Source organism: Rheinheimera gaetbuli (assembly GCF_054781935.1).
On sequence record NZ_BAAGTL010000004.1, the window covers coordinates 134719 to 147894 of the forward strand.

The 13176-nt window shown below is 48.8% G+C and carries 8 protein-coding genes; 1 reads left to right on the forward strand and 7 read right to left on the reverse strand.

The window, feature by feature from the left end; translation table 11 throughout:
* Positions 1-156: 156 nt before the first annotated feature.
* The 5 genes from ACYVIC_RS04825 to ACYVIC_RS04845 all read right to left on the reverse strand — a co-directional run bounded on the left by ACYVIC_RS04825 (position 157) and on the right by ACYVIC_RS04845 (position 8057).
* Positions 157-3456 carry a 7TM diverse intracellular signaling domain-containing protein gene (locus ACYVIC_RS04825; protein WP_460857765.1) on the reverse strand — a complete coding sequence of 1100 codons (3300 nt, stop codon included), beginning with the start codon at positions 3454-3456 and terminating at the stop codon, positions 157-159.
* A gap of 98 nt (positions 3457-3554) precedes the next feature.
* A complete protein-coding gene (locus ACYVIC_RS04830; RefSeq protein WP_460857766.1) occupies positions 3555-4067 on the reverse strand; it encodes a chemotaxis protein CheX in 513 nt (170 codons plus the stop codon).
* 10 nt (positions 4068-4077) lie between these two features.
* Positions 4078-4443 carry a response regulator gene (locus tag ACYVIC_RS04835; RefSeq protein WP_460857768.1) on the reverse strand — a complete coding sequence of 122 codons (366 nt, stop codon included), beginning with the start codon at positions 4441-4443 and terminating at the stop codon, positions 4078-4080.
* Positions 4444-4524: 81 nt separating this feature from the next.
* Entirely contained in the window at positions 4525-6540 is a 2016-nt protein-coding gene (locus ACYVIC_RS04840) for a tetratricopeptide repeat protein (protein ID WP_460857770.1), read from the reverse strand.
* A 167-nt stretch (positions 6541-6707) separates the two neighbouring features.
* Complete coding sequence (locus ACYVIC_RS04845) at positions 6708-8057, reverse strand: CsgG/HfaB family protein (protein ID WP_460857772.1); 1350 nt, start codon at positions 8055-8057, stop codon at positions 6708-6710.
* A gap of 364 nt (positions 8058-8421) precedes the next feature.
* On the opposite strand from ACYVIC_RS04845, the gene ACYVIC_RS04850 reads away from it, so the two are divergent.
* Complete coding sequence (locus ACYVIC_RS04850; RefSeq protein ID WP_460857773.1) at positions 8422-10545, forward strand: TonB-dependent siderophore receptor; 2124 nt, start codon at positions 8422-8424, stop codon at positions 10543-10545.
* 46 nt (positions 10546-10591) lie between these two features.
* Here ACYVIC_RS04850 and ACYVIC_RS04855 read toward each other — a convergent pair whose 3' ends face one another.
* Together ACYVIC_RS04855 and ACYVIC_RS04860 are read right to left on the reverse strand one after the other, a co-directional pair.
* Positions 10592-11836: an acyltransferase family protein gene (locus tag ACYVIC_RS04855; protein WP_460857819.1), complete on the reverse strand. Its 1245-nt coding sequence runs from the start codon at positions 11834-11836 to the stop codon at positions 10592-10594.
* The gene (locus ACYVIC_RS04860) at positions 11836-12813 is read right to left on the reverse strand and encodes a phosphatase PAP2 family protein (RefSeq protein ID WP_460857775.1); all 978 of its coding nucleotides are present in this window, start codon (positions 12811-12813) and stop codon (positions 11836-11838) included. Before ACYVIC_RS04860 ends, ACYVIC_RS04855 begins: the two co-directional genes overlap by 1 nt.
* Positions 12814-13176: the final 363 nt, after the last annotated feature.

The following is a 13176-nucleotide window of genomic DNA, read 5'->3' on the forward strand; positions in this document are numbered from 1 at the left end:
CAGTTGCTGCCAGCCGACCAGTGTTAAGCGCTGAAACGGCAGCATAAAAAGCCAAAGATAATATGGGTTTTTGTTTGGTGCAACTGGCGATAACCAGAGTAATTATCAGCCTGGTGCTGAGTTTTGCCTGAGTTAACAAGCAGCGCTGCTTATCGGTTAAATATCGGATGTACGCATAAAATAAGCCCCTTGTTGTAGCGGAAGGCTAATGTCAAATCTTGCTCCTTCACCTAATACCGAGGACACACGAATGCTGGCCGAAAACTGGTTGCACTGGTCTTTTACTGCCGCCAAACCCATACCTCTGCCAGACAACTCTGTCACTTCTGATTTTGTTGAAAGATCATCATTGAAAATGAGCTGCAGAGCCTCTTCGTTACTCAGGCTGTCCAGACTACTATCATCCAATATACCTCTTCGCAGAGCTTGCTCTTTTACATTATCCACGGCAATACCCCTGCCGTCATCGCAGATGCTGATGCTGAGCTGATTAGCGTCGATGTTAGCGGTGCAAAGTATTTTTGCTTCGGCAGGCTTACCTGATGCTATACGCTCTTCTGGCGTTTCGATACCATGGTCAACAGCGTTGCGAAATAAATGCACCAATACATTAAATAAAGGCTGGTAGAGGTGTGTGTCTAGGAAAATTTCATCGCCCTGGTAAACAACATTGTGCAGTATTTTTCCTTGCTGGCCGGCAAGCCTTTCCGTTGTTGAGAAGTGCGTTGAAAGTGCTTCTTTAAGTGTTTTGAACTGCAGTTGCAACAAGGCATGAGCCAGTACGGTATTACCTTGCCCGGCCAAAGCTGTATGTAATTGTTTTATTAAACTCAAAGATACAGGCAAAGTTTTTTCTTGCTTGAAAAAATGCGCGCCCAAATGTTGTTTCAGCAAGTCGATGACTTCTGCCAATTTGTCGGCCACTTCATTGAAATTAAAGTCGTAGCGTGGGGGCGTTGTAAGATGAGTATCTTGCCGGATTATCAACTGTAATTGGTCTTCCAGTTTGTGTAAGAGCTCAGGCAGGCTGGGGCAGTTAATTTGAGCCAGTATTCCTTTAAATGTGTGAACGTCCCTATATCGCTCTACCCAATTTATAGTGGACTGAGATGGCTTGCTCAAATCAGCATTTGCGACACATTGTTTATCCAAGAACTGTTGTAGCGCCAGTAAGGTATCACGGACTTCTGAAGCATGCATTAGTGCATATACAATAAAATTTGATTGCTCTTGCTGCTTTAAAAGGGCTTGTTGTAGCTTTTTGTGTTCGCTAATGTCACTTAATATGACCATGATCTGTTTGTCAGATATTTTTTTGTATTGCACCTGACAGCTTTGTTCGTTAATTGTAAGTTCTTTGGGCAGTAAGCTTAAGTAGGTACTCACCATGCCTGCAGGTTGTTCTGGATTGAATACCTCAGAAAATACTTCAGTATAAAGTTCCTGAAGAGGGATGTTGTCGGGAACAAGTAACCGGACAATTGCACCACTGAGTTGGGTTTGGTTGAATATATTCAGGCATTCTTTACTGTAATCAGGCTCCAGTTGCAGTAACTCGTTACAAGTAAGAAACCCCTGGCCCGCATTGTCCAACAGTGCTTTAACTTGCTCTAAGTGCTGCTGTCTTTGTTGATCTGTAAGACTAAGCTGCTCGTTTACGGCTTCCAGCTGTTTTAAGCTATCACGATATGCTTGAGTTCTCTGCTGCACCTGAGCTTCGAGCTGTGCCCGATACTGCTTGCGTTGTAGCGCCTGAGATATATGTCTGGAAACATATTCCAGCAGGCGAATTTCCTCATCAGTGTAACTTGGCTGATCATCGTAAATTTGCAGGCAAAGTACACCGTAAACCTGCTGTTCGTTAAACAAGGGTAAGCCAAGCCAATATTTCGCGACACTGCCAAACCTGGGTGGTAAGCCTGTTTTAGACACTATATGCTCAACATCGCCAAACAAAGCGTCACCATGCTGTAAAATCCACAGTGTCCAGCTACCCTGCAGCGTGTCTTCGGAAATTATGTCATCAGGGGCTGGCAGATCAGTATCCATTTCATCCGCGATGTAAGGGAATTGAATTACTCGCTGCTGTTTGTTGTAAAAAGCGACATAGAAGTTTCGGGCAAACATCAAGGCTGATAGTGATTGGTGTACTTCTTTCAGAAATAGATGCATATCAGCATCGCCGGTCGATAATTCGCTGATGTTAAATAGTGTTTTTTGCACCCGCTCTGCTTGTACCCGTTCAGCTATTTCACGGGCAAGCTGACTATTTGCTGCCGTCAGGGCAGTAAGAGAAGCTTCCTTGCTTACTAGCAGGTTGCGTTGGGCTAACTCTTTTTCTTCTTCTAGTCTTCCGGTTTTTAGCGCTAGCCCGGTAGATAACACCAGGCCTTCTAGAATGGCACCAAAGAACAAAATGTATTCAGTTGCCGGATAGGCGGGAATATAGCCATAGGTTTTTAAAAACTGAATGCAGCCACCTGTAAGTACAAAAGTACGGCCAAGTAGGAATAAGCCATCACTGAAGCTTGTTCGCGCATACGCCCATAGTGCTACGCCAAACAAAATAAATACCATACATAAGGTATTAAGCACAGCCAGTAACACTGCCGTTTTATAGCCTAGCAGGCCTGTTAGCGACAGCAGCAATACAGACAAGACAGCGAGATATTTCAGCCCGTTCACTAACGTAGGGGGTAAAGTGTGTTTGTGAAAATAGGCCAAAGCAAAAAAATAACTGGAGATGCTGATGATATGCAGTGATACCGGCATGATCCATAGCATATTGGGCCCGTTATCTGGCCAAAAATACATGTTGCCAATACCGGTTATTGAGATAAAAATCGCTAATATTGCTGCCAGGAAACACAGGTAAATGGCGTTGCCTTTTTGGCGAGCTAGCAGAGCGACAAAAGCATTGTACAGGATCAACAATAGCAGTACGCCAATGACAAAGCCTGACCACAGGTATTTTTTTTGTATCTTGTCCTCTCGCTGCTGAGCTGTAATGATTTCAACTGGTATAGAAATACTGGTCTTGCTGACAACGCGAAGTAAGTAATACCCGACTGAGTCAGTTGGCGTGATGGGGAAGTAATGCACTGTACCGGGCAACACCCGTTGTTGTATGGGGATTGCACTTCCTCCGCTGCCCAGATACACAATTGATGGGCTGTCATCAGAGCCTGACACCTGATACAGCTCAATGTATTGCAGTAGCGGATAATCCAGCTCGATGAAGAGCTTGTCAGGCAGCGCTGTCGGCGCAGGCGCTATTTCAATGCGTAGCCAAAACGCCGAACGGCTATAGCCAGCGCTTAAATGGGACGACGGTAAAAGCCTGAATTGCTGTTGAAGAACAGTTTTGGCTATTTCGTCTGCGGAACGCTGGGCTGATGTATCCTCGAAAACAGATAAATTAAATGCCAGGTTAGTGTTTGTTTGTGCAGCATGCAAAGCTGTTCCTGATAAAGCTGCAATAAAAAGCCATAGTGCGCAGTAAAACCGTCTTAGCGCTTGAGACAGCTTAAGCCAGCGTTTCAGGTAAGGTTGAATCAAGTCCCGGTGCTCTCGTCTGAGCCTATGATGCCCGGTATTGCCGGCATCACACAGTACACATCTAATATGCCTCCCGGATGCGACAGGCTGGATTTTTGAATAGACACCTGCGAAACGCCAGGGCGCAGGCTTGCTGCACGAATTATCATAGGTAGCGACAGATGAACAGCCTGCCCATTAAAAGTGAGGCTGGCGGTAGCGTTTCCGCCAATAATATTGGTAATTTCACCCAATACTGCATCCAGCATTTCTTCATTTTCTTCTAGTCCCAGAGCCAGTACTTCGCTTTGCATCACCTGCCATGCCAGGCTATGGTCTAATACCAGCAGCAGCATGACGCTTACTGGGCCGGTAAGGTTAATCATTGATGTCACATCACGGACTGGCGAGATAGTCTTAACCGTTTCAAAGGCGCTAAAATTGACGTGGGGCTGAATAAACTGCGAAAAAGACACCTTCAATAACGGCGTAAACACTTGCTCAGGATCAAAATGCGTAGTGTTGGTCATTGGTTAATCCTCACTGTATTGCTAAGGCTAAATGTTCCCTTAACTTTTCTGCGTCAAGCGGTTTCATAACGTAACCGCGCGCGCCAGCTTTAAGTGCTTTAACCACCATGTTTTCCTGGCCATGTGACGTTACCATCACTATGCGCGCATCAGTATAGCTGGCCAGCAAATGTTTAACGGTTTCTATACCATCTAAACCCATCATGGTAATGTCCATGGTCACTGCATCTGGTAAAAGCTCGGGGTAACGTTTAATAGCATCTGTGCCTGACTGAACCGTCGCACAAACTTCATACCCCAGAGATTCGATAAGCTGTTTTAACTTCGCCAGCATGATAGGCGAATCATCGACACACATAACACGCTTTGCTGGCATAGCATTTCCTACCTTAATTATTAAGCTTGTCTTATTTGTCCTTAGAGGATAGCGCATGTTTTTTAGTCAAACAAATTTGTGTCATTTTTTTACTGCATTTAGATAAGCATTTAACGGCGCAAAATCCGGCGAGGCGACAAAGCCCGGGCAGTTACCGGCCAGCCGTTGCTTTAGCTGCGCGGCCTTGTCCATATCGCCCAGATACATCCACACCAGCGCCATAATATGCAACGAAGCAGGTTCTGCCGCACTATCCAGCGCCTCAGCCTCCCCGCGCAGTGATAAATGCAATTGCGCGGAAACCAGCTCTGGCTGCAACAGGGCTAAATCCAGATAAATCGCTAACCTTATAGCCCGTTGTAAGTGGTTGGCTTCGCCTTTGGCAATGGTATGTTCGATATAGTGCAAAGATTTTTGATAAGCCGCTATGGCTTTGTCTGCTTCACCGGCATGGCGATAAGCATTGGCCAGGTTCATCCAGATAATGTACTGCTGATCTGCTCCTTGCTGCTCAAGTGTTTGTATACGCTGGGTAAAAATATCTATAGCTTGCTGATATTCCTGTAGGTAATAGTGCACAGTGGCAACATTGGCGATAACAATCTCCTGGCCAGGTTGATACTGCAGCGCGGCCAGATAATGTTGTTTAGCGGCCAGCAGATCACCTTTACAAAAGTGCAGCGTGCCGAGGTTGTTATACGTTTGAAACTCCGGCCTTAACTCTGTCGCCCTGGCAGACCAGGTGATAGCGTTATCCACATCGCCACTAAAATAATAAGCCCGGCCAAGCGTGTAGGGCAATTTCCAGTTATCCGGCTCGGTAGTGGCAGCCTGGTTTAGTAAGCTTACTGCCTGGCTAATATGGCTGCTATCGCCGGTTTTGCGGTATTGTTGCAGCAGCACTTCAGCCAGCACAAATTTAGCGGTAACGTTGTCACTGTCGCGGCTCAGAATTTGCTGCAGTAGCTGAGCAGCGAGCGCCGTATCGCCCTGTTTTCTCGCCAGATTAGCCTGCGCCTGCAATACACTAATGGCATCAGGGCTTAGCGCAGCGGCTTGGTCGCAAGCCAGCCGGGCTTCTTGCAGTGTGTCAGTGCTACCACTGAGAATACTTTGCTGCACCAGGGCCGAGCACAAGGCTGCATGCGCATCAGTGTAACCTGCATCCAGCCGGACTATGGCTGATAATTCATTGTTCAGGCGTAGTAAATTTTGCTCAGTGCGGTCAAGCTCAAAATAGTTCAGACTGTCGGTGTAACGCAGTACCAGATCCCAGTCCGGATTGCTAATCAATGCTAAATTTTGTCTGCTCTGAGCAATGGTGCGGCTAAAGTAACTTAGCAGCAGAGTGTGGGATGAAGACGCAGCAACAGTACCGGCCCAAATTTGCTGCATACCGTGGCGCTGATAAACGAATAATCTTATCGCCAAATGGCGGCCAAATTGCCGGCTTTCACCGGTAAATACGATGTCTGCTTGCTTGTCAGCCAATAATTGCAGCGGATTGGCACTGGCAAAACGGGCAGCGCTGCCGGGCAAGCTGCTGCTGTAGTTGGTTAATGCCAGCTCCAGCGCTGGAGTCAATAACGAACTGTAGTCGCCCTGAAATGGCAATACCGTGATCACTTTGCGTTCTAACTGCAGTGCCGGTGGTGTTGCCGCAAGTTGGGGCAGGTCTGTTTCGGCTGCAGGCCAGTATCGGCTAACGATTATGACCAGCAGTGTTAAGGCGGCCAGTACATACAGTAGAGGTATTTGCCTGGTGTTTTTTGTTACGGTAGGGGCTGAAGGCTGAGCTGTGCCAGCTGTTACGATTTGTTGATCGTCAGAACTTAAATACAGCGTCCAGGCTTCGGTGTTCAACGCTTTTGCCACCCGTTCCAGGCTGAGTAAATCAACCTGCTCGCCACTACAGACACGGTTAACTAAAGAACGTGGCGGCTTATCAAGGCCTTCGAGTTGTTGTATGCGTTTGGCCAGTTCGGCCTGTGACTTTATGCCGGCAGAAAGTTGTGCCGCTCTGAGTTTGGCAGCGGATGCCTGTACCCCGCGCGCGCGTTTGCCATGGCCGTTGTTTTTGTCTGCAACCGGTTCCATCAACACATCCTCTTGAGAGACGGAATGCTGTCTATGCATACAACGAGAGACAATCAGGTTAGCAGAGTAGCGTAAAAACAGGGAATTGTTCAAAACATTTTATCAGCGCGTAACAAAACACCATGCTAACGCTGGCTAGCCTGGTGTTTAAAGACCACAACCTGCAGTTACTCGCCGAGTAAACTGGCTTTGGTTACCAACTGAATAGTACTGAGCAGGGAGGACAAATCGTTACCCAGATCTGTGTTTTTCAATGCCGCCTGACGGTGGCGTTCAAACAACGAGTTGTGTTGCTCTATGCGTTTACCCAGGGTTGCCCAGGCTTTTTGTTTGGCAGGCATCGGCCAGGATTCCAGCTCAATGCGGTGGGATTCCAACTGGCCGGTAAACATGTTAATTGCCATCACCATGCCAGTGCGGGTTTTATCATCCAGCGTAGCGGCTGTGGCTAAACCTGACATCCAACTGGCGGCGTTTTTCAGGTGGTCATAGTATTTCTCCAAAGCTCTTTCATCATATTGATTGACTCTGAAATTGTACTCATCGCGATCTGATACTGTAACCTTGGTCTGGCTTTGTGTGACCATTACCGGCCTGACAGCTTGTGGTGCCGCAGTGACAGTATAGTTAGTGGTTGCCTGGGGTGTAGCATCTTCTGCACCGCCAACCGTCAGCTTGCCACCTTTGCCTAAGCCACCGTCTACCTGCTGCGCTTTATAATTACGCAACGCCTTCACCATTTGATTATATGAATCAGCAAAGGCCGCAGTAATAACTTTACCTTCCGGCGTGTTAGAAAAACCGCTGGCACCACCGGCCATACCGCCGCCAAACAAGCCGCCAAGAATATTAAAATCGTAGTTGCCGGCATTACCTACGGCAGCAGATACCTGTACGCCGGAGCGGTTATCTACCAGCAGCAGGGTAGTTGCAGCTTCGTTCTTGCTAACGCCACCACCGACTAAAGCGCCGATAGAACCTAAAAAAGCACCGCCCAGTGCCTTAGCACCCTGAGTACCTTTAGCGGCAAACTGAATTTCCGGGCTTAGCGTATAATCGGCGGCTACCATCTGGCCGCCACCAATATTACTTTGCTGGCGCAACTGGCCGGATTGCATCAGCTCACGTTCGCGGTTCATCGCATTCATGGCCTTGCCACGCTCAACCACCACAAAGCAGTTCGACTGCTGGATCATTAAGCGGATCACTGGCAGGGTGCTACCCAGCGTAGGGTAACGACCACGATACTCTTGCCACCAGGGCAGGCTGGTATCTTCAAACACCGCTAGGGTGCCCAGTGCAGCGTCGCAACTTTCCAGCGCGCTGTTGGCGCCGGCACTGTTAGCTCCGCCGGCACCGCCACTGACCACATTACCCTTAGAATTGCCCATTTGCGGGCTGGTAGATATGCAGGCTGTCAGCAGCAATGTTGTTGCCGATACACAGAAATATTTTAGTATGTTGCGTGGCTGGGGCTGGCGCAGCGGTTGGCGGCTCAGGTGGTTATTTTGGCTCATGTCTTGCACTCCGGTTTAAGGTTCCTTGTTTTGCAACCGGCACCGACAACCACTAAAGCAGTATCAGTTGCAGCACTGTTAACACTGCTAAGCAGTATGACAAACAACAAACACAGAAAAACGGCAAAGCAGCCTTAACTGATACAAGTAAATATTAACTGCGGCTAACTGAGGCTAAACGAAACTTTGCCCTCAGGTTAGTAGCATTGTTCACCGACAAAGCTGTCCACCATTATTTTCTGCCGGCAGCAAAACTAACGGTCAACAGGAGCTGCTTATCGCAAGCCAAACTTAATGCTATTGATAATGGTTATCATTAATGTATGATCGTCGGAACTTTTTGGAGGTGGTCATGCAGTATTCGATGAAAAAACTAAAACTGGCGCTGGCAGTGCAGCTGGCGTGTTTACCGGTCGCCGCTAATGCGGCTGATACGCAGAAAAGTGGCGAAAAAGCCGTGGAAACCATTACCGTACGCGGCCAATACACGGTTAATGAAACCATCGATACTGCCACCGGTTTAGGGTTAACCCTACTGGAAACGCCACAGTCGGTTAGTGTAATTACGGCCCAACGTATTAAAGATTTAGACATCAGCTCTATTGCTGATGCGGTAACGCAAACGCCTGGGCTGACGTCAAAATCCTTCGACAGCACCCGTAATACGTTCAGCGCACGTGGTTTCGATATTGATAAATTTCAGCTCGACGGCGTACCTATGGCCTGGAGTTTAGCTGGTGACTCGGGTGAAACCATTACTGATGTTGCCATTTTCGAGCGCATTGAAGTAGTGCGCGGCGCTACCGGCCTGTTAACCGGCGTCGGTGAGCCGTCTGCATCAATTAACTTAGTACGCAAGCATGCTAATGCGCGTGAACTAAGTGGCAGTATCAATGGCGGTATCGGCAGCTGGAATAAACGCTTCGTCACCACCGATGTGACCACCCCGCTGACAGCCGACGGCAATGTGCGTGCCCGTATCGTGGCAAAAAAGGAGCTTAGCGACAGCTTCCGTGATTTGGCGCAAGACGATAAAACAGTACTGTACGGTGTGTTGGATGCTGATTTAAGCAACAGTATGACGTTAAGCGTTGGCAGCAGTTATCAGGACAATAACCCTACGGCCTCTACCTGGGGAGCACTGCCACCATTGTTTACTGATGATACACCAACTAATTGGGACATCAGCACTACTACTGCCGCTAACTGGACGCGCTGGGACTCAACAGCGAAAAATCACTTTGTCAGCTTAACCCAGCAGTTTAATAACGGCTGGCAGCTGAAAATAAACCTGAACCACAATAAAAACACCGCCGACACCCGCTTGCTATATATCTATGGCGCGGCCGATAAAGACAGTGGTACTGGTTTATTCGCCTGGCCGTACAATAGTGATGGTTTCAGCAAACAAACCAGCGTTGATATTCAGCTGCAGGGCAGTTACGGCCTGCTGGGCCGCGAGCATGAGTTTGTTGTTGGCGCGTTGCAAAGCCGCCAGCAATCAGAAGTGCAAACTTATGCTGCGATGGCATGGCCATCCACCGGTAACTTTTATCAATGGGATGGCAGTGTGGCCGAGCCGGCCTGGGCCACTTCGCCAGAGCAGGCGGTTGACCTGAATACCGATCAAAAAGGGTTCTACGCCGCTACCCGCTTTGCCGTTACTGAGCAGCTTAAGCTGATCGCCGGCGGCCGTTATACTGAATGGCAACGCGCCGGTTTAAACTATGGTGCCGCCCTGGATTTTGGTGATGACAAGTTTGTGCCCTATGTTGGTTTAACCTATCAGGTTGCCGGCAACCATATGCTGTATGCCAGCCATACCGAAATTTTTACGCCGCAAAATGCTTACGATCGTAACGGCAACTTCCTTGATGCCATTGTGGGTAGCAACCAGGAAATCGGCATAAAAAGCAGCTTTCTCGATGGCGCTGTGCAAACGGCGGTTGCAGTGTTTCGTATCGAGCAGGATAACCTGGCTCAGGCTGATGCCGCTTATAAGAGACCGGGCGACAACTTCTTCCCGTCGTTTGCTGCCCGTGGTTCAGAAAGCAAAGGCTTTGAAGTGGAAGTAATTGGTCGTGTAGATGACAGCTGGAATATTAGCGCCGGCTATTCGCAGTTTAGTGCACAAGACCGCAATGGCGTTGATATTAACGTTAACCATCCACGTAAAAAGCTGAACCTGTTTTCAACTTATGAGTTCTCCAATAGGCTCGCCGGGTTGACCGTGGGCGGCGGCTTAAGTTGGGAGAGCGAGTCGTACAGCGATGAGTTGCCACTGCAGTTGAGCGGACAACGCTATCAGATAAAGCAAGACAGCTTTGCACTGGCCAGCCTGATGGCACGTTATCAGATCAATAAGCAGTTTGCGCTACAACTGAACGTACACAACCTGCTGGATAAAACCTACTACAACGGTTTAACCCAACAGTACAACTACGGTGCGCCACGTAATCTTAGTCTGGGCGCGACCTGGGCGTTCTAAGTGTAAGCTTGTTAGCGGGTGCAATGCACCCGCTGGTTTTCCACCACTACAGCAACAACTCCATCGCTAATGGCAGCACTATCAACAAGGCAATAGCTAAACCGGTCAGCCTCCAGCGTGAACTGTAATATTGTTCTACCTTCAGGCCAAAAAATGGCGCCAGCAGTGGTAGCCGCCACAGCATCAGCAGCAACACCGCACTGCCCAGCAATGTAAACAGCACGACCAGTAAGGCTTCGGCTGGGCCACCTAATGCGAAGGGGGTCAGATACAGTGCCACTATAATAATCAGGCTCTGATGCAGCAGATACACTGGAAAAACAGCGCGGTTTGCCAGCGCTAAATAACGCTGCGGCCGGTTTAAATAGCGCTGTGCTATTGCCAGCAACCAGAAGGTCATTGCTGCCGCTTGTAAGGCATAGCTTAGGTGCAGTAGTTGCTGGTTTAGCGTTTGCCAGGGCGCGGGCAGTTCTTGCCGATTGAGAAAATAACTGGCCACCAATAGCAGGTAATTTAGCAGACAAAGCACACCAAGCCAGTTTACCGACCGGCTAAGTTGTTGCCATAACCCAACATGGCGTACATTGAGTAAACCCAGCAGTAAAAAGCAAAATCCGGCCAGCTCGCGGCTGCTATCGCCTTCGGTACGGGCATAGATTAGTAACAACAGTAGTGTTAGTAACAGCAGTTGCCATGGTAAAGCCAGTTGCAATAAGCGCCCGGCAACGCGCTGTACCAGGCGGAGATTTAGCAGCGGTAATAACAACAACAACAGCAGGGTAAACTGCCACAGGCTGCGTAAATACCACAGGTGATTCACATCAACATGCGGCCAGACACCGCTTTGGTAATTCGTAAATAGCGGGTGCTGCAGGTCAAAAAACGCCTGATAAAACTGCCAGTAGCTAAGGTTGTGCACGCCATCCTGCAGCATTTCAGCGTACAGCTGTGGCGGCACTATCAGCCATAAACCGGTCATGAGTGGCAACAGTAACAGTACACTGCGCCTTGCAGCGAACAGAGCAAACTGACGCAGGCCAGCTATACGCTGCAGCACCACCCCGAGCGCATAGCCGGAAATAAACCAGATCAGTAACATGCGCCAGGGTGACGACAGCAGCATCAGATACTCCAGCGTGGAGGATAGGTACTGACTTTTATAATGAAAGCCCCAGTGCTCTACATACAACATGCCGGTGTGGTAAAAAATCAGCAGACCAAACGCCAGCACCCTTAGCCAGTCTAAATCATAGCGTCGCGATGTCGTTTGCACAGGAATTGCTTGAGCCATCACCTTGTTTGCTCCACCTGCTGCGATAACCTACAGTGCCGGCACAGCCATAGCGCGCCCACAATCGCCAACGGGTAACCGACAATGGCAAATATTGCTGCCAGCATATTCTTGTCAGCCAGGCCTGTCGCCTGGTACAGGCTGGCAAGCAGGGCATCAATACTGGCTGCCCAGATAAGGGCCAACACAAACCGCACCGGACGTTGCCAAAGCCTTATCGTATCTGTATGAAAATTAAATCTGTATATAGCAAGAAGGCAGAGCAATGCGCCTATAACAGAGCCGAATACTGCAGCAGACAACCAGGGTAAATAAGGTGACAGGCTAATGGCAGCAAGACAAAGCAGCACGAGAAGATAAGCGGAAAAATACTGTGGCTTGGGACGCAGCAACTGCCTGCTTAATATGATAGTTATCACAACTGCCGCTATCGCCGCGACCAGGCCAGCTAAGACATCAGCCAGAAAATGGCGACCCAGATACATACGTGACATTAGCATCAGCAATGGCCAGCTTAGAGCAAACAGCCAAATCTGATAAGAGCGTATGCCATAAAAGTACAACATAGCCAGCACCAGCGCAGCGGCATTCGCCGTATGGCCGCTAATAAAGCCATAGCTGTCGGGTTTGACTGATCTTATTGTGGCAATAGCATCGGCGTCAGGCAATGCGAAGAAGGATTTAGCTGCGCCATCTGCAACCAGCGGTTGGTTAGGCTCGCCTTTATTGAGCACCCCAGCGTCAATATCAGCCGGTCTGGGCAGGGCAAACCCTTCCTTGGTTGTTACCACCATTGCGCCGACCACGACCAGAGCCAGCATTACCTGTAAGCCGGGTTTAACCCGAACAGCAAAAATAAGCAGCACAATAACCGGCATATAAATAACATCATTACCCATAAAGCTGATAGCTTGCATCAGCGGCAGTAACCATTGCGGGCCCTGCTGTAGCCAAATTATCCAATCTGTTTCGAACATGTGATCTCCATAACCGCTGGTGAATAGTTGAGTTGAATCAGTGTGTTCTAGTATGCTGTTCTGCAATGACTGACGGCAGCGCAGAATAGCCCAGCGGTGGCGTTCAGGGACGACAGGTGGCACAAGCGTGACAAAACAAACAACTAGTAACCTGACTGTGCGGTTGATACAGCATCTGCGGCGTTACGCATACTCACTGTTCGCGCTGTTTTTGCTGATAAACGCCGCGGTGAATGCCAGTTCTGTTTGGGCTGACTTACAGCGCAGTAATGTAGCCGACATTTTATGGTGGGAGCCGGCAAGTTGGGAGCTAACACCAGATTGCCAGTATGCAGTTTCAAAGCAGTGGTGATGGTGAAATTA

What these genes read in the sequence shown, in the direction of transcription:
- ACYVIC_RS04835 (WP_460857768.1), bottom strand. Translation starts at nt 4,443, where the DNA reads ATGCCAGCAAAGCGTGTTATGTGTGTCGATGATTCGCCTATCATGCTG.
- ACYVIC_RS04830 (WP_460857766.1), bottom strand. Translation starts at nt 4,067, where the DNA reads ATGACCAACACTACGCATTTTGATCCTGAGCAAGTGTTTACGCCGTTA.
- ACYVIC_RS04845 (WP_460857772.1), bottom strand. Translation starts at nt 8,057, where the DNA reads ATGAGCCAAAATAACCACCTGAGCCGCCAACCGCTGCGCCAGCCCCAG.
- ACYVIC_RS04840 (WP_460857770.1), bottom strand. Translation starts at nt 6,540, where the DNA reads ATGGAACCGGTTGCAGACAAAAACAACGGCCATGGCAAACGCGCGCGC.
- ACYVIC_RS04860 (WP_460857775.1), bottom strand. Translation starts at nt 12,813, where the DNA reads ATGTTCGAAACAGATTGGATAATTTGGCTACAGCAGGGCCCGCAATGG.
- ACYVIC_RS04855 (WP_460857819.1), bottom strand. Translation starts at nt 11,836, where the DNA reads ATGGCTCAAGCAATTCCTGTGCAAACGACATCGCGACGCTATGATTTA.
- ACYVIC_RS04850 (WP_460857773.1), top strand. Translation starts at nt 8,422, where the DNA reads ATGAAAAAACTAAAACTGGCGCTGGCAGTGCAGCTGGCGTGTTTACCG.